This is a genomic window from Paraburkholderia dipogonis, assembly GCF_042680985.1.
Lineage (GTDB): Bacteria > Pseudomonadota > Gammaproteobacteria > Burkholderiales > Burkholderiaceae > Paraburkholderia > Paraburkholderia phytofirmans.
Window position 1 is genome coordinate 241,072 of record NZ_JBHUFR010000034.1, and the last position, 18,201, is coordinate 259,272.

Consider the following 18,201-nt stretch of genomic DNA (forward strand, 5'->3'; position numbering starts at 1 on the left):
TGATCACGAATGGAGCACTTACCGTGCCGCGTGCTTTGATTTGCAGCTAGCGGATTTTTTTGGCATCCGCCAGGTTCATCATTCCGTTCGGTCGTGCGACTGCAACGTCGGCCAGACGTGGGATACACCGGGAGCCCGCAATCTATGCAAAGTTGAAATTCACGAAAGCACGATAACTCGTGGCTATGGCGAGGTGGCTGCGTTAACGCAAAGCCAATGGAAAAAGTCCTAATGGACCTATTTTTTAAACCGCCATTAAAACGGTTCAAGGCGCGTCCTCAATTCCCTCCAGAACGCTCATCAGAGTTCTCGCATTCCGCTGCCCCTGATCCTCGAAGCAATTGTTGAAAATGACATGCGTGCGCCCGGCACGTCGCGCGATCGCGCGGATCGGGACGGCCAGTTCCGTCAGTTCCGCCTCGCTGTAGTCATAGTCGAAGCGATCCGCCGCGCTCGCCGCGCCAGTCGCGCTCCACGTCTGCGTGTTGCGTCCATGCAGACGCACCATCGCCAAGGCAGGATTCGTCACCTCCCACACCGTATGCACACGATTGCTCACATCCGGTGGTGCGTCGACGATCACATGCACGATGCCGCGCTCGCGCAAAAATTCCAGCGACCACGCCGCGTGCTCGTCATCGAACCACGACTGATTGCGAAACTCGGCCGCCATCATGTAGCCCGCCATCCGCGCCCGGCACTCTTCGACCAGCGCGAGGCCATCCGGCGCGCGCATGATCCACGGCGCAAACTGAAACAGCACGGCGCCGAGCCGCCCGCTCGCGCGCAACGGTTCGAACGCTTCCAGATAGCGCCGCCACAATTCATCGCGGATATCGTCCGGCATGTCGCGGTAGTACACGTTCTTCTTGCGCGCGCTGGTGACGCCTTCAGGCAGCGCAGTCGCAATGTCTCGCGGCAACGCGTCGGGCGATGTCTGATGCCCGGTGAAAAGACGAAACGCCTTGAAGTTGAACGTGAAGCCTTCGGGCGTGCGCTCGAACCACAATTGTGCATTGCTCGCCGAAGGCATCGCGTAGTAGGCCGAATCTACTTCGACCAGCGGGAACTGCGAAGCGTAAAAACGCAGACGTGCCTCGGCGCTGCTGCTGCCGCGCGGATAAAATCGCTTGCAGGCAATCAGTGTCTTGTCGGTCCAGCCAGCGGTGCCGCAGCGAATGTCCATCGGCGAAGTCGGTTGAATGGGTGGCGTGCGCCGCCTAGGATGCTTCTTCGGTGTGATCGATCCAGTCCGCGAGTTCGCGCCGCAGTTCCGCGATATCGAGCGGTTTGCCGAGCAGCCGCGCGCCTGGAATCGCGTCGCCGATCTGCGCGCTCTTGCCGTAGCCCGACACCAGCAACACGCGAATGCCCGGCTGCTGCCGCAACATGGCGCGGGCGAGGCTGTCGCCGGACATGCCGGGCAACGTGAGATCGGTGAAGAGGATGTCGAAGTGCTGCGCGGGTACGAGCGGCAGCGCTTCTTCCGCGCTCCCGACCGCGGTGCAATCGAGTCCTAGCGCGTTCAGCACGTCGCTGAACGCTTCGCGTGACTCCATGTCGTCTTCGACCAGCAGTACGCGAGCCGGCGTGCCGGGTGAGCGCGCCGTCGCCAAAGAACACTTGGTTTGGGGAATGGCCTCGACCTCGGGCGGCTGGCTTTCCCGACTGGATTCCCCGGCGGAGTCGTAAGCAGCGGGCGGCACGCAGGCGGCGATCTGTCCTTCGGTCACGGACGCGGGCAACGCCGTACCGGCCGCCACGGCAGCACCGGCGCGCAACACGCCGCGCACCTTGCGGGCGAGATCGTCGCGCCGGTACGGTTTCGAGAGCAATGTAATACCGGCGTCGAGTTTGCCGTGGTGGACGATTTCGTCGCGCGCATAGCCGGAAGTGAAGAGCGTCGGCACCGCGGGCGAGCGCGCCGCGGCACGCTGCGCGAGTTCCACGCTTTTGATCTTGCCGGGCATCACCACATCCGTGAACAGCAGATCGATCGGCACGTCGCTGTCGATGAACTCGATCGCCGCGTCGCCACTCGACGCGGTCAGCACCTTGTAGCCGAGTTGCGCGAGCATTTCGACGGCGGTCAGGCGCACGTCGGCATCGTCTTCGACGACCAGAATCGTTTCGCCGCCGCCGCCGGGCGCCGCGGTGTCGTCGACCGCTTCCGAGGTTTCGGCTTCGCGGCAGCGCGGGAAAAACAGCGAGACCGTCGTGCCGCGTCCCACTTCGCTCTCGATCAAGGTATGGCCGCCGCTTTGCCTGAGAAAGCCGAACACCATGCTCAGGCCGAGGCCGGTGCCGTGGCCGTCGGGCTTGGTCGTGAAGAACGGTTCGAACACGCGTTGCAGGATCTCGGGCGGCATGCCGGCGCCGCTGTCGGTGACGGAAAACACCACGTATTCACCCGGCGACAGCTCGGGTTTGTCCTGGCAGAACGCGGCGTCCAGCACCCGGTTGGCCGCTTGCACGGTAAGCGTGCCGTCGCCCTGCATGGCGTCGCGCGCGTTGATCGCGAGATTGAGCAGCGCGTTTTCCAGTTGATTGCGATCGGCCTGCACGTTCCAGAGATCGTCGCTCAGGACCGTGTCGATGCGCACGGTTTCGCCGAGCGCGCGATGCAGCATCTCGCTCATGCCGCTCAGCAGGCGGCGCGGATTCAGCACAGTGGGAGAGAGCGGCTGGCGCCGCGCGAAGGCGAGCAGATGCGCGGCCAGTTTCGCGCCGCGCTTGACGGCGTCCGTCGCGGCGGACAGGCGGCGCAGCGTGGCCGGGTGGCCGCCGGCCTCGGCGGCGAGCATTTGCAGGTTGCCGTTGATCACCTGCAGCACGTTGTTGAAGTCGTGCGCGACGCCGCCCGTGAGGCTGCCGATCGCTTCCATCTTCTGCGCCTGGCGCAATTGTTCCTCGGCCAGAGCGCGCGCCGCGAGCGCGTCGGCGACTCGCTGTTCGAGCGTCTCGGTCAACTGGCGCAGCGACTGTTCGGCGATCTTGCGTTCGTGAATATCGATCAGCACGCCGGGAAAACGCGTCGGTTCGCCATGCTCGTCGAACTCGCACTGGCCGTTTGCCTGCACCCACATGTAGTCGCCGTCGGGCCGCCGGATTCGAAACTCGGCGCGAAACGGCTGCCGCGTGTGGATCGCCTCGGCGGTCAGTTGGTCGTTGAGCGCCTGGTCGTCCGGATGAATCATGCGGATGGCGGCGTGGCGCTCGACTCCTTTCGCGGCTTCTTCCTGCCGAAAGGAAAAGGTGCGCGCGAAACGTTCGTCGCCGCTGACCTTGCCCGTGCGCACGTCCAGCACCCATGTGCCGAGCACCGTGCCGGTATTGAGCGCGAGCTGCAGCCGTTCGTTGGTTTCGTGCAGTTCGGCTTCGGCACGCTGCCGCCAGCGTTCGGTGAGCACGCGCGTGGTGGTTTCGACGACTACCGCCAGCACGCCGGCCGGCGCGCCGCTGTCGTCGGCGACCGGGCTGTAGTAGAGATCCATCCACACGTCTTCCGGTTTGCCGTCGCGCAGCAGCACCAGTTCCTTGTCGCGATACGACAGCGTGCCGCCCGCGAGACACGTGGCCATGACATGCCGGTTGAAATCGGCGACTTCCGGCCAGCCGTGTTCGACCGGACAGCCGAGCAGATAGGGATGCCTGCCGCCCGCGAAGATCGCGTAGGCGTCGTTGTAGATCATGTAACCGGGCTTGCCCCACAGCAGCACCAGCGGCACCGGCGAGGCGAGCAGCAACTGGACGGTGGCAGTCAGGCTGCGCGGCCAGTTTTCGATGGCGCCGAGGCCGGCGGCGACCCAGTCGAATGCGCTGATGCGCTGCGCCATCTCTCCGCGCCAGCCGGAGCAGCCGTGGTCTTGTGCCGGAAAAGGCATGCTGCGCTCCACAGAGGTCACGTCGATGAAAGTGTCCCCACTCTGCCGGCGCGCGTGACGCGCTTGCACTCGCAGCAGGAGGCGGGATAAAGCTTCTGCCGTGCACCGTATGCCGGCTGATGGCTGACACGCGGTTGCGATAATTGTAGGCCACAACGCAAGGCCTGCGACTTGTCTCGCATGCGTGGTGGGGTTTAAGCGAACCTTTGTCCGCGAACGATTCGCAAGACTGTCCAGTTGATGCGCGCGGACACTTCGGCGCGCGGAATGCGGTGCACAGGTGGGCATTTTATGCAAAAAAGCTGGTACGCCTTTAGATGCCTTATTCCCCTTACAGATTGCATTCAGACGCAGGCGCGAATCCTGCTGCCCGCATGTGTTCGCGCGCGCCGACAGGCGTACCGTGGAGCTGAACACCACGCGCAATTCGAACGTAGATCAAAGCGGACCCTGCGAATGACAAAGAAAAACATCACACGAAACAAGCTGTCTAACAAGCTGCCCAAGCCGGATGCGCGTCAGGCGCTGTTGACCACACGCCGCAATGCCAGGATGGCGCGCTCGGCACACGCCTATGTTCGCGGCAACACCAGCAAGTTCTATGAATGGCTCGACGGCATCGAAGGCCATGCATTGCCGGAGGGACCCGCCATCTGGATTTGCGGCGACTGCCACACGGGCAATCTCGGACCCGTCGCCGACGCGCAAGGACGCGTCGAAATCCAGATTCGCGACCTCGATCAGACCGTGATCGGCAATCCGGCGCACGACCTGATTCGTCTTGGCCTGTCATTGGCGACCGCCGCGCGCGGTTCGGACCTGCCGGGCGTGACGACGGTACGCATGATGGAAGCGATCGCGGACGGCTACGAGCGCGCCTTCGACGAAACCGCGGAGATCGCCGACATCCACGCGGAAAAGCCCGAAGCGGTGCGCGTGGTCATGCGGGAAGCCGTGCGCCGTTCGTGGCGTCATCTGGCGGAGGAGCGCATCGAAGATCTCGAGCCGACCATTCCGCTCGGGCCGCGTTTCTGGCCGCTCGCCAAAAGCGAGCGGCGCGAGATCGAGACGCTGTTCGAGAAAGGCTCGTTGGCGCGGCTCGCCACCGTGCTGCGCGGCACCGGCGACGAGGCCGATGTGGAAGTCCTCGACGCCGCCTACTGGGTGAAAGGCTGCAGTTCGCTCGGCAGGTTGCGCTATGCGGTGCTGCTCGACATCGACGGCGCGGCGGTGGAGGGCGACGACCTGTGCCTGATCGATATCAAGGAAGCGGCGCAAGCGGCCGCGCCACGCTATCCCGGCGTGCGCATGCCGCGCGATAACGCGGAGCGCGTGGTGGAGGGCGCGCGGCATCTGTCGCCCTCGCTCGGCGAGCGGATGCGTGCGGCGCGACTGGCGGAGCGCGCAGTCGTGATTCGTGAACTGCTGCCGCAAGACATGAAACTGACCATCGAGCAGTTCACCCGCGACGAAGCGATGAAGGTAGCGCGCTTTCTGGCGATGGTGGTCGGCAAGGCGCACGCGCGGCAAATGGATAGCGCCGAGCGCAAGGCGTGGCTCACCGAGCTACGCAGAAATCGTTCGAAGACGCTCGATGCGCCGGGTTGGCTGTGGACGGGTATCGTGGAACTGGTGAGCAGTCATGCTGCCGGCTATCTCGAGCATTGCCGGCGTTACGCGACCGGGCGCGATGACGATTGACGCGTCGTGCTCGCGGCGGCGGCAGTCCAGACCGGGCCGCGCCGCCGTGAGACACGCAAAGGTCAATTCGACAACGACAGATAAGGCGAAACAAGCGGCGTGGGCGGGAACGGCTGCAAGCCGGTCTGCTTGCTGAAGCTATACCGCACATAAACCGCTGCAAGATACTCGCGATATTCATAAGCATTGCCGAGCGAAGCGGTTGCCCCGAACGCCAGTTGCGGCGCGAGTTGATATTCGCCCACCGCGCTGAGCGAATACGACACGCCGGTCTTGCTTTGGCCGGGGTACTGCTGGTTGCTCTGCACGCTCGTGCCGAATTGCGCAGCGTTCCCTACTGCCGAACTCTGCCGGTTAGAACCGTCGTTGAGCGGGAAGTAATTCGACGCATCCTGGCGGTAGTGCTGCACCCCGATCGAACCCTTCACGTCGTATGTGAACGCGCCATTGCGTCCGGTCCACTCGATCGGCAAGTTCAGAATGACGTATTCCTGCGGGCTGAAATAGCCGCCCTGGCCATACGTGAAGTAAGACAGATTTTTGTTGTAGCCCATCACCGTCGTATTCACGCCGATCGTGAAGGTCTGGTCGGCGTCTTTCAGCAGGCGTGTGTAGACGCCGCCGCCGCCCTTCACGGCGACATTGCCCTGCACGTTGTCGCCCTTGTAATACTGCACCGCTCCGTTCACGTACAGGCCGCTCGTGCCGTCGTCCCATGCGAGGCTGGCAAGGCCGCCGGTCGAGGTGACGCCACCCCATTCGAGCCCAGAGCCGGCATCGTGCGCGCCGGCGTAGGACAGCAAACTGTCGGTCACCGCGCGGCGCGCCACGGCCAGCGAATACGAGACCTTGTCGGTGATGCCGCCGTTGTACTGCGCGCCGCCCACGATGTTGGTCTCGCGGAACCCGATCGGCGTCACGCCGATGTCGCCGCTGAGGCTGCGGCCTTCGTAGCCGACCGACAGGCCCACGCCACTTGCAGTCTGGTTGCCGTAGTTGTTGGTGCCCGCTTTGGCCGCTGCGGTGGACGCGTCGTTCGACAGGCCGGCGCCGAAACGCGCGAGCGTCGACACATTACTGGCCGCAGTGCCGGCGTCGAGGGTGACAGGCGTCGCCGTGACGACAACGTGGCCGTTGCCTGCCTTGATGCGCCCCTGGATCGGCGCTTCGATATCGGTGAGGTTGGACAGGCCGTCCTCGCCGGTGCGGTTCCGGAACACGATGCCGCCCGAGATGCTGCTCGACTGCTCGCGATTGACCTGCGCCAGTTCTTCCGCGACACCGAGCGTTTGCGTGTTCGCCACGTTGGGCTGCGCGTAGGTGTTGGCGTTGCTGTTCGCGCCGGGTTGCGCCGGATAGTACGGCTGGGCGTAACCGGTGGGCGGCTGCGGAATGTACGGCTGCTGCTGCGCGTAGTAGCCCTGATTCGCGTAAGCCTGCTGCTGCGGCGGTTGCGGTTGATAAGGCTGTTGCGCGTAGCCCTGCTGTTGTTGCGGATACGCCTGCTGACCGTAGTAAGGCTGCTGCGGATAACCTTGCTGTTGCCCGTACGGCTGCTGCGCATAAGCGGTTGCTTTGCCGCTATTCTTCGATGCGCTCTGCTTCTTGCCGGCCGCACGCTTCGTGCTCGGCGTGCCATACGGTTGCGTTTGCATCGAACCGGCACTGGCCTGGGCCTGGCGTGCAGCCGGCGACATCGGCCAGGGCGTCGCCGCATAACCATCCTGCGCGGGGTATGGCTGCTGCTGGGGGTACTGCGCCGGCTGCGGATATTGAGCCTGCTGCGAATAAGGCGCCTGCTGCGGATAAGCCGGGTTGTACTGCGGAGCCTGCTGCATCGGCGGCTGTCCTTGCCCCGGATAAGGCTGCAACGGCGCGCCCGACTGGCTCGACCCGTAAGTCTCCTGGCCGTAGCCACCGGCTTCGGCGCCTGGACGCGGCGCGTTATACGGCAGGGCGGCAGGCGCACGGTTCGGCGCATAAGGCTGCGCGGGCGCTGTGTAAGGCGCGACGTAAGGCGCGGGCTGCGTAGGCGGCGGATAGTTCGGCACGGTCTGTGTCGGCAAGGAAGACTGCGAATACGGAAGCGCTGAACGCGCGGCGTTATAACTGCCGCCGGCGAGTGCGGCGTTGTCGGCGTCGGTCGGCGTGACCGTGGCGGTTTTGCCTTCGAAGGGATTGGTGCCCGGCAGCGGCGTCGCGCCGATCCGGCGCATCGCCACTTCCCAGCCGCGCGGCACGTTGCTCGCCGGACTGCGCGGCGTGTTGGCCATCAGCGGCGTGTTGGCGGCGACCAGCGAGCGCTGCAGATAAGTCGAGGCGAGCGACAGCTTGCCTTGCGCGCGATACATGCGGCCGACGGTGGCGAGCACGCCAGGATCGGCAGGCGCCGCGTTCAAGGCCTGTTTCGCGAGTGTTTCGGCGTAGCTGAACTGCTTCGCGCCGGCCGCGGCGGAGATGGTCGCTTGCAGCAGGTTCAGATCGTCGGGCTTGCGCTGCAGCGCGACGCGATAGCTGGCGAGCGCGTTGCGATCGTCGCCGGCCGTCGAATAGAGGCGGCCGAGCGCGGCTTGCAGATCGGGATTGTCGGGCATGGCCGCGAGCCACGGTGCGATCACGTCATAGGCACTGGCGAGATCGCCGCGCTGACGCACCGCATCGCACTGCTTGATGACGATGCCGAGATTCAGATTGCCGAAGTCGGTGCGTTGCTGCGGCGTCAACTGCATCGACGCGAGCCGGCGCATCACCATGCCGAGTTCGGCTTCCTGCTGCGTGGCCGACAGAATGCCCGCGTATTGCAGCAGCAGATCGGTGTTGCCGGGCGCGGCGTTCATGGCGGTGCGCACGAGTCCGAGCGCGCGGTTCGGGTCGCCGGCCTGGCTGTAAGCGGCGGCGATCACGCCGATCAGTTCGGGACTATTGCCCGCGACCGGCTCGGCTGCTTGCAGCGTGGCGAGCGCCTGTTGCGTCTGCCCGTTGCGCGCCATCCGCGTGGCGAGGTCGGCTTGCTGATGCACCCACAAGCGGTGTTGCAAGGTGGTCATCGCGTCGGTGCGCTGCGCGACCGGAATGCGCTCAAGTTGCGCGAGACCCGCCGACCAGTCCTGCGTTTCCGCCGACAGCAACGCGCTCGCGTAGAGCGCGTCGGTCATGTCGGGATGCGCGGCGAGCAGACCATCCATCATGCTGCGCGCGTTGGCGACCGCGCCCTGGCGCACGTAAATGCGCGCGAGGTCGAGACGCAGCCACGGGTCGTCGGGCGTGTTCAGCAGCGCGTCTTCGAAGAGACTGCGCGCGCTGCCGAGATCGCCGCGCGCTTCGGCCGCGCGCGCCTGCGCGGCCTGCGCTTCGCCACGCAGACGGTTGATGCCGCCGGCCTTCGACTGCTGTTCGGTGTTGAGCTGATTGGCGAATTGCAGCGCCTCGTCGCCGCGGCCTTGCGCGGCGAGCGCGCCGACCAGCCCGCGCACCGCGTCGGGATTGTCGGCCTGACGGCGCAGCGCCATCCGGTAGGCCTGTTCCGCGCCGCTCGGGTCGCCGTTCGCGAGCAGCATTTCGCCGAGCAGCACCTGCGCGGTGACGTCGGACGGATTCAGCGCGATCGCGCGTTCGAACAGCGACTTCGCCTTGGCGAATTCGCCGTTGCTGCGCGCGCCGATCGCGTCGCTCGTGTAGGTCCAGTAGCTCGCGCTGTCGAGGGCGGTTTTCCAGCGCGCCGGATTGCCGTTGCGCGACGCGCGTTCCAGATAGTTGCGGGCTTCCGCGAAGTGCTCCTGCTTCAACGCGGCGATGCCCATGCCGCCGAGCGCGTCGGTGTCGTTCGGGCTGGTGGCCAGCACCGAGGAAAACTTCGCGCGCGCCGTGGCCACGTCGTTGCGGTCGAGCGCGCTGAAACCGTCGGCGATGGTGCGGCCGCGTGCATCCACAGCCGCATTTTCCTGTGAACGCGCGCGGGCCGCGCTGTCCTGCTGCACCATCGAATCGAAGCGCGCCTTGACCGCGGCGTCGTCGGCGGCGGTTTGCAGATAGGCCTGATAGAGCGGGGCGTCGGAGGGCCGCGCGTCGAGCCACAACAGCGCCTGACGCCAGCTCTTTTTCGCCGACGCGCCGACCGTGCTGTCGCCCGCCAGTTTCTGCAGACGCGCGATGCCGTCGCGGCGCGTCACGTCGCGATAGGTCAGATGCTGCGCGTAGGCGAGGGCGTAACGCGGGTCGTCGGGGTTGTCGCGCGCGAGCTGTTCGAGACCGCGGCGTGCCTGATCCCAGCCTTGCGGCGTGGCCGAGAGCGCCTGGTAATACTCGAGCTGCAATTCGGGCGTGGCCGGTTTGCCGGTCAGCGCGCGCTGATATTCCTGCACCGCGCTCGCGCTTTGACCGCTTTGCGCGAGCCGCCGCGCGTCGTTCACGGTCTGGTCGCGCAGGCTCGATTCGCCGAGACGGCGGCCGAGTTCATCCAGATTCGGATAGTTCGGCGCGGCTGCCTTCAGACGCGCCAGATATTGCTGCGCGCCGGCGCCGTCCTTGCGGTCGGCAAGCACCATGCCCATGCCGAACAGCGCATCGGGCTGCCTGGGATCGATGCGCAGCACCTTCAGCCACGCCTGCTCGGCGAGGTCGCCGCGCTGATGCGACTGCCAGTACTTGCCCTGATCGATCAGCACGTTCAAGGGATCTTTCGACGCCTGCGCCAGCGCATCCGGCGAAACCGTCGCCACGCAGCAGACCGCCGTGAGGCTCAGCGCGAGGCGCAATGACAACGCGAGGGCGCTCAGTCGCATGCGTTTCTCCAACTCGGCACGAGACGTCCGGCTTCGTCGAAACGATATCGGCCGTCGATGAAACCCGTGCCGAACAAACCCAGCACACGATCGTAATAAACCGGCTCGCGGCCCGGCACGTTGGTGTCGAGCGCCGCTAGATGCGTGCGCGCGAGGCCGAGGCCGCGCTCGTCGCCGAGCGCCTTGAAGTACGGCGCGAGCGCAGCCCAGTAACTGAGCGGTCCTTCGCCGCTGGCCGCGCCGCTGGTCGAAGAAACCTTCTCCGGCGGAAAGCCGGTTTGCGCGACGCGCGCGCGCATGCCGCCGAGCGCCGCGAGCCAGGGCTTGGCAAGCGGATCGGCGGGCGAGGCGAGTCCGGCCCACAGATAGACGCGGATCGCGTCGTAGCTGCCGGTGTCGCCGTTTTTTGGATCGACCACGAACTGGCCGTTTTGCCAGGCCGCCCAGTCGGGCGCGAAGCCTTGCGGCGCGGTGGTCTTGATGAGCTTGTAGGCGCTGTCGGCGAGCTTGCCCCACGGGCCGTTCGGCATGTCGCGCGCGAGCGCGCGCAGCACCGGCAGCGGCAGATAGCTCGGATTCAGGCGTGTCACGCCGCCGCTCCTGAAGCCTTGCGGTCCGGGCAGCAGCATCGGCCCGACGCCCGGCAAGGTGGTCATTTCCTGACGCGCGATCTGCGCGGCCAGCGCCTCGCCCAACTGCGTGTAACCCGCTTCATGCCACAGGCGGCCCGCTTGCAGCAGATCGTAGGCGATCCACAAGTCGGAGTCCGAAGCGGAATTCGGATCGAGCACGCCGTACGAGCCGTCCGCTTTTCTGCCCCATTGCCACGACGGCAACCGCATGTTCTGCGCGTCGAACTGATTGCCCGCGAGATTGGTGCGGGTCCAGCCCAGCAGCCGGTCGAAGGTGGCGCGGTCGTTCGCGACCAGCGCGAAGAAGAGCGCGTACGACTGGCCTTCGGAAGTAGTTTGCTGCGCCGGCGTGGAGTAGTCGATCACGCGGCCGTCGGCCTGCACGAAGCGTTCGACGAACGCGCGATAGCCGCTCCAGTCGCCACAGGCGCCCGGCGCGGCGGTGGTCTGGGCCACCTTGACGAGATTGGCGAAACTCGCGGACGCCGCCAGCCCGAGCGTCAGCGCCACGCCGATTTTCTTGTTGATTCGAACCCGCATATCAGTCCTATTAGTCCCTCAGGCGGCGCGCGGCGATCGAGCGCAGCGTCCGGTAGAACAGGCCCGCGATGATCAGCGCGGCGAGCACGCCGCCCAGCATCAACAGCAGCGGATGCGACGACAGCGCCCAGCGCAGATATTCCTGCGGCGACAGATGGCCGACGTAATACGCCTCGCCGTTCGAGGTGATGGTGACGGTGCGGCCGTGGATCACGGCCATCGCGCCTTGAATCTGCGGCAGCACGTCCGAGTCGAGCAGCGCCGCGGACAGGTCGGCGTCCGACTGGCCGGCCGCGCTCACCAGCGCGACGGCGCTGCGGTTTTTTTGCAGCGGCGATTCGAAACCGGTCAGCAACGCGTCGCCGTTCGAACTCACGAGAGTCAGATCGGCGCGCGCCGGCGTGCGCTCGACGCCGCGTTCGCCATGCCACCAGTCCTCGAGTTTGAAGACGATGTCGGTGAGCTGGAAGGTGCGCGAGTCGCCGTCGCTGGAGAACGGCATCGACTTGGCCCAGCGCTGCAGCAACGGTTGCTTGCCCGGCGCGCCGAAAATCAGCAAGTCCTTGTTGGCGAACTTGTCGGCGTCGTCGGCGGTACCGACTGTGACGCCCGTTACCGGATAGCCGGTCGAGGTCCCCATGCGGCCCATGGTCAGCAGAAACAGGCTGTAGTCGCTCGAATCGGCGTCGTTCGGCAGGATCACGGCGGTCTCGGAGAGGTCCGCCATGCGCGTGAACGGGAAGCCGCTATTGGCGAACGCGGCCAGATCCGGCAGCGCCATGTAGTGGGGGAACGACGAGAGGTCGATGGTCGAGTTCGGATCGATTGCGCCGACCACGTTGTCGAGCAGACGCCCATGACATTCGCCGGTATTCGGAATGTCATAGTAGAAGTGCAGACGCACCTGGGCGCGCGGCGTCAGCAGCAGCGGCGGAATATGCAGGGTGCGGCGCGCTTCGGCGGTCTTGTCGGGCAGCACGGTGGCGAAGTAATGGCTCAGCTCGAACACGGAAGCGGATTCGGCGGGAATCGGCAGCGCCTGCACGAAGCCGTTGTTCACGCTCACGTTCAGCGACGAGCGGTCGCGCAGCGGACGCACCGTGTAACGGTAGCGCAGATCGATCGGCGCGCCCTTGGTGTGCCACATGAACAGATCGGGCGGCACGCGCAGATTGACCCGCACGGCGTCGGCGTCGTAACCGGACACGGTCAGATCGCGCGGATCGGTGAGTTCGCCGAAGCGCACCGGACGATTGGTGGGCAGCCAGTTCGGCGCGTCGTACGGCGCGCGCGGCGCAAGTTCGTTCAGTTGCGTGATGGTCGCGCTCTGGCCCGTCAAGGTGTTCTGGCCGATGCCGAGCGACTTCGCGGCGGTTTTCAGTTCGGCTTCGGTGCGTCCGAGCACGAGCAGCAGCTTGCCGCGCGCCGGCGCTTCGCGATCGACCACCGCGATGGTCGGGCCGGAGATCGCCGGAATGTTGACGCCGGCCGGGCGTTGATCGGAAGTCGCGAACACGACGGCATTGCCCGACAGCGGCGCGTTATCCAGTTGCGCCGGAAACACCGCGCCGCGATAACCGGCGAGGGCGCCGAACCACGACGCCACGATGCCGCCCGCTTCGAGCGTAGCGTTGCCCGGCTTTTGCGGGAACACGAACGGCAGCTCGAGACGGCGCACGTCGCGGCGGTCGAAGAACGGCTGCGGCAGCGCGGCCAGATCCGGCTTGCTGGCAAGCGACGCATAAGTCAGATCGAGCGAACTCGCATTGCTGACCGTGGCCCACAGCGAGGAATTCGCCGGATCTTCGCAGCTCGTCGTGTAATGGCCGATCAGCTGCACGTTCAAATGGTTGAACTCGGTGATGAAGCGCGGATCGATCGTGACGTCGCGCGCCACCAGCATGCCGGCCTGTTCGTGCGGCACGGGCAGGGTGGCGGCGACTTCGCCGTTCACCAGCACCTTGAGTTGCGAGATATTCGGCAGCAGCGCGGGCGAGTAGCTATACACCAGATGCAGGACCGCGCCCGTCACCACTTCGTCGCCGCGCACGGAAAACGCCACGCCGTTCTGGCCGTCGGTGCCGCGCAACTGCAGCGGGTCGAGCGCGCCGAGATCGGCGAAGGTCAGCGTCTGACGGCGGCCGCCCGGCACCAGCGTGCCCGGTTCGGCGGTGGTCGGCGTCTTGACGCCCAACGCTTTCACCGACGACGCGGCGAGCGCCGGCGTCGGCGTCGCCAATTGAGGCTGCGCCAGTGCGTTCGGATCGTAGGGCACGGCCGGACCCGGCGCGCTCGCAGTGCCGGCGCCGGTCGCGGTCGGCACATTCGACGCAATCGGCACATTCGGCTTGCTCTGAACGGAGCCCGCGGCGCTCTGCGCGGCATCCGTCCCGTTTGCAGCGACGCTCGCCGCCACGACTTCAGCCGCCGAGGCGAGCGGCGCGGCCAGCGCCGTCTGCAATGCCAGCCAGCAGGCCAGGCCGCGCATCAGCCGTTGCGAGCCGGGGTGCGCCACGCGATGCATGCTCGATCCGGTCCCGCTGCGCTCGTGATTCGAGCGTTCGATGTTGCCCTTCGCCATCCAGTTGCGCATAGATCAGTCTTTCGTTTTTAGCTTCTTGACGTCCATTGGACGGCTTTTCATCGAACTGCGAAGGTCGGCATAAAGATGCTCGAACAGACCCGCGATACCGCGCGCGCCTACCGTCAGCACATGCGACAGGCCGCGCAATGGGGTGTCCTGCTGCCGTCCTTCCGCCCAGCCGGTCCAGGCGTCGGCGCGTGCAAAGGTGGTCTTGACGAACTCGTACTCCTGCTCGCGCGTCATTGCGGAGAAGCGCAGGCCCACGCGGCCCGGCGCGGTAAAGCCGACGGTCGCGGGGAACGCGTATTCCTCGTCGCCGCGAAAGAGCGAGACGGTCACGCGCTCGTGCATCGGCACCTGAATCGCGGCGGGCAGCGCCACGCCGACGCCGCCTTCCGAGTAGTCGATGGTTTCGCAGGCGAGCGTGCGGCCGGTCGAGAATTTCAGCATGACGGGCATCTGCATCGCCACGCGGTGCACCGCGCGAATCTGCCGGCGCTCGCTCGCGGCGGCCACGCTTGCGCCGAGAATCAGCATGTTGTACGTGGTCCAGCCAAGGTTGAGGATGGTGGTCTGCACCACGCTGCGCACATGCCAGTTCAAGTAGATGTGCACGACGCCCACGCAAAAACCGATCAGGTTCAGCAGCAGCAGAAACAGATACGGCCGCGAGATCGCCCAGTCGAAATAGTTCTTCTCGATCTGGCCGCCCTTGGCTGTCACGTTGAACTTGCCGAGCTTCGGGTTGATCAGCGCGAGCAGGGTCGGCGCGGTGATGTACGAGGCCAGCACCGACTCGTACACTTCCGCCCAGAACGAATGGCGGAACGAGCGCTGCATGCGCGAGTTGGTGATGCTCGCGTGCATCATGTGCGGCAGCGCGTAGATCGCGATCGTGCTGGCGGCGGCTTCGATCACGTGCGCGCCGAAGAACAGATACGACAGCGGTGCGGTGAGAAACACCAGGCGCGGGATGCCGTAGAAGAAGTGCATCATCGCGTTCAGGTAGCACAGGCGCTGGCCGATTTTGAGGCCCTTGCCGGTGAGCGGATTGTCGATCCGGAAAATCTGCGTCATGCCGCGCGCCCAGCGAATCCGCTGGCCGATGTGGCCGGAGAGACTTTCGGTGGCCAGCCCCGCGGCTTGCGGAATCGCCAGATACGCGGTGGTGTAGCCGAGCCGGTGCAGCTTCAAGGCAGTGTGCGCGTCTTCGGTCACGGTCTCGACCGCGATGCCGCCGATCTCCTCGACCATGGTCCGGCGCAACAGCGCGCACGAGCCGCAGAAGAAGGTGGCGTTCCACAGATCGTTGCCGTCCTGCACGAGGCCGTAGAACAGTTCGCCTTCGTTCGGCACCTTGCGGAAGGTGCCGAGATTGCGTTCGAACGGGTCGGCGGAGAAGAAGTGGTGCGGCGTTTGCAGCATCGACAGCAGCTTGTCGCGCAGGAACCAGCCGAGGCCGATCTGCAGGAACGAGCGGGTCGGAATGTGATCGCAGTCGAAGATCGCGAGGTATTCGCCGCTGGTGATCTTCAATGCTTCGTTGATGTTGCCGGCTTTCGCGTGGCGGTTGTGCGTGCGGATCGTCCAGTTGACGCCGACCTCTTCGCAGAACGCCTTGAACTCGGGGCGGCGGCCGTCGTCGAGCACATGGATGGAAATCTTCTCGGCCGGATAGTCGAGCGCGAGCGCGGCGTAGATGGTGGGCTTCACCACCGAAAGCGGCTCGTTGTAGGTCGGAATGAACACGTCGACGCTCGGCCATTGGTCGCGCGAGGCGGGCAGCGGCATCGGCGTGCGCTTGAGCGGCCAGGCAGTCTGGAAGTAGCCGAGCAGCAGCACGACGGTCGAATAGACTTCGGCGGAGACCAGCAGCAGACCCCAGCCGGCGTCGAGCGGATGCTCCCAATAGGTGGTCGCGGTCAGCCGCCAGTACATATAGCGGCCCGACGTGACCACCGACAGCATGATCATCACCATCGTCGCGTAACGGCCTTGCAGGCGGCGGAACATCAGCGCGGTCACGAAGCAGCAGGTCGCGAACGTCAACTGTTCATAGAACGCGAGCGGCACGGTGAACACGAAGTACAGCATCACCAGCGCGAACAGCGTGACGAGTCCGGTGACGATGCGGCTGTTCCAGAAGCGCGCGTCGATGAAACGTTCGATCCGCGACGGCTCGGCGGGCTCGAGGCCCGGCGATGGAGACGTACTCATGCGACGTTCCTCGGCGAGACGGCGATCGCGTCGAGCGCCGCGAGCAGCCATGCGCCGCACGACCTGAAATCGGCGGCCGCCTGGCTGAGTGGATCGTAATGAATCAGCGTGGTGTCGCACGCGAGCGCCTCGCTCACGCCTTCGTCCAGATGGATCACGCCCGGGAACAGCTTCGTGCCGAGCATCTGGCGCAGGACCTTGAGCACGTCTTTGGTCAGCTGGCGCGACTGGTCGATCTGGTTGATCACGTAGCCTTCGCCGCCGAATTCGGCGCGCGGCGCCGCGTAGGCTGCGATCAGCCGCTCCATCTGCGGAATCGCGGCGTACGAGGCGGCATCGGCGAGCACCACGTTCAGCGTGAAGGTGGCCGCCGTCAGGGCGGTTCGCACGTACGTGGACGAACCTGGCGGCGTGTCGATGATCACGATGTCGGAGGCGTCGAGTCGCAGGTTCTGCAACGACTGCGCGAGCCAGCGCGGATCCAGGTCGATGTGCGCTTCGAAGCGGCGGCGGTCGTCTTCGAGCAATGCGCCATAGGGCAGCACGGTCACGCCGTCGATGCCGTCGAACATCACGGATTGCCACGGGTCGCCCGTCAGCGTGGCGCGCGACAGACCGTCGATGCTGTCGAGCGGCACGCCGAAGTGCAGACGCAGGGCGTTCTGCGGGTCGAGGTCGAGCGCGATCACACGCCGGCCGCCGGCGGCCAGCACGGAAGCGAGGTTGGCGGCGAGGGTGGTCTTGCCGACCCCGCCTTTGGCGGACACCACCGCGATGACTTTCATGAGCGACGAGGGCCGTTGATCAGCCACGAGTTGGAAGGGGCGGGCGTGGCGGCGCGCGCGGCGCCGGAAGGTGTTGCGGCTTGAGCGGGGGCGCCACGCAAACGGTCGAAGACCGACTGCAATGGCGCGGATGTGTCGTTGGCCTTGGCCGGTTGCGGCGGCGCGGATGCGAATGCGGGTTCCGGCGCGAAGAGCTTGCCGAGGATCGAAGCGGGTTGCGACGGGGCGGCGGGTGCGGCGGGCGCGCTGGACGCAGTCGGCACGGTCGAACTCGCGTAAGCACGCGCCTGCGCCGGGGATTGCGCCCAGCTGGGTGCGGCGGCGGACGCGACCGTTTGCATCACCGGCGGCCGCAACGGAATCGCCGGCGGCACGGACGCCGGTTGCGCGGCGTGAGGCACGGGGGCGAGCGGCGCTGTCTGTGCCGGAATCGCAGCGGAAGCGAACTGCGCCGCAGCCGGCACGCTTTGAACCGGAGCCGGTGCCGCAGTTGGCGCGGCTTGTGCAGCTACCGGCGCGACAGCATCCCCTCGAACAGCGCCAACCGCCGCTGGTGGACTCGCGTCGTTTTTCGTTTCGAGTTCGCCAAAACGCGACGCGCCTTTCGGCGCGTTCACCGGCGCGGCCACGGCAACCGGCGGAATGTCGCGCCGATGCGAACGCGTGAACAACGGCGCCTTCGCGCGCGTAACAGAGGCTGCGTCTTTTGGCGTGGTGTCCTGACGATCGACGGCCACCGGCGCTTCGACCGCCTGCGCCTGAGGCTTGGGCTCGCGATGCTGCCCGATGGCGGGAATTGTCGGCTGGGTCAGATCGAGCGTCACTAAGAGCGGCCAACGGGTGCGCGCCGAACGCGCTTCGTTTTCGCGGCCGATTTCCTGGTACGCGTTGGCGTCACCGCCAAAATGATCGAAAAGTTTTTCGATGTCGCTCGATGAGCTCATAGTGCCGCCGTCTTGTTCATGACTTGCCTTGTGCCGATCCTAACTTGTGTTCGCGGCGCTGAAACGCTGGTCCTGCCTGCCTGTCTTTTGCTTCACTGCTGCTTCACGCGCACCGGTCTGGCGCGTTCCTCTA

General features: G+C 65.8%; 9 protein-coding genes. 1 reads left to right on the forward strand and 8 read right to left on the reverse strand.

Features of this window, described 5'->3' with window-relative positions; genetic code table 11:
• Positions 1-265 precede the first annotated feature (265 nt).
• Both ACFSNN_RS36510 and ACFSNN_RS36515 read right to left on the reverse strand, forming a co-directional pair.
• On the reverse strand, positions 266-1,186 hold the full coding sequence (locus ACFSNN_RS36510) for a DUF72 domain-containing protein (protein WP_134463798.1): 921 nt from the start codon (positions 1,184-1,186) through the stop codon (positions 266-268).
• 34 nt (positions 1,187-1,220) lie between these two features.
• Positions 1,221-3,884 carry a hybrid sensor histidine kinase/response regulator gene (locus ACFSNN_RS36515; RefSeq protein WP_134463800.1) on the reverse strand — a complete coding sequence of 888 codons (2,664 nt, stop codon included), beginning with the start codon at positions 3,882-3,884 and terminating at the stop codon, positions 1,221-1,223.
• 456 nt (positions 3,885-4,340) lie between these two features.
• Between ACFSNN_RS36515 and ACFSNN_RS36520 the strand changes: the two genes are divergently transcribed.
• Positions 4,341-5,585: a DUF2252 domain-containing protein gene (locus ACFSNN_RS36520; RefSeq protein ID WP_134463802.1), complete on the forward strand. Its 1,245-nt coding sequence runs from the start codon at positions 4,341-4,343 to the stop codon at positions 5,583-5,585.
• A 62-nt stretch (positions 5,586-5,647) separates the two neighbouring features.
• On the opposite strand, the gene ACFSNN_RS36525 is transcribed toward ACFSNN_RS36520, so the two are convergent.
• From ACFSNN_RS36525 to bcsP, 6 genes are read right to left on the reverse strand one after another with little or no spacing between them, the layout of a single operon-like run.
• Complete coding sequence (locus ACFSNN_RS36525) at positions 5,648-10,366, reverse strand: cellulose synthase subunit BcsC-related outer membrane protein (RefSeq protein ID WP_134463804.1); 4,719 nt, start codon at positions 10,364-10,366, stop codon at positions 5,648-5,650.
• Complete coding sequence (gene bcsZ / locus ACFSNN_RS36530; protein ID WP_134463806.1) at positions 10,357-11,538, reverse strand: cellulose synthase complex periplasmic endoglucanase BcsZ; 1,182 nt, start codon at positions 11,536-11,538, stop codon at positions 10,357-10,359. Before bcsZ ends, ACFSNN_RS36525 begins: the two co-directional genes overlap by 10 nt.
• 10 nt (positions 11,539-11,548) lie before the next feature.
• On the reverse strand, positions 11,549-14,131 hold the full coding sequence (bcsB, locus tag ACFSNN_RS36535) for a cellulose biosynthesis cyclic di-GMP-binding regulatory protein BcsB (protein WP_134463808.1): 2,583 nt from the start codon (positions 14,129-14,131) through the stop codon (positions 11,549-11,551).
• Positions 14,132-14,134: 3 nt separating this feature from the next.
• Entirely contained in the window at positions 14,135-16,339 is a 2,205-nt protein-coding gene (bcsA, locus tag ACFSNN_RS36540; protein ID WP_134463810.1) for a UDP-forming cellulose synthase catalytic subunit, read from the reverse strand.
• The gene (gene bcsQ / locus ACFSNN_RS36545) at positions 16,336-17,124 is read right to left on the reverse strand and encodes a cellulose biosynthesis protein BcsQ (protein ID WP_134463812.1); all 789 of its coding nucleotides are present in this window, start codon (positions 17,122-17,124) and stop codon (positions 16,336-16,338) included. The genes bcsA and bcsQ overlap by 4 nt, the downstream gene beginning before the upstream one ends.
• Positions 17,121-18,068, reverse strand: a complete 948-nt coding sequence (gene bcsP, locus ACFSNN_RS36550) for a cellulose biosynthesis protein BcsP (RefSeq protein ID WP_134463814.1) — start codon at positions 18,066-18,068, stop codon at positions 17,121-17,123. Before bcsP ends, bcsQ begins: the two co-directional genes overlap by 4 nt.
• Between the last annotated feature and the right edge of the window lie 133 nt (positions 18,069-18,201).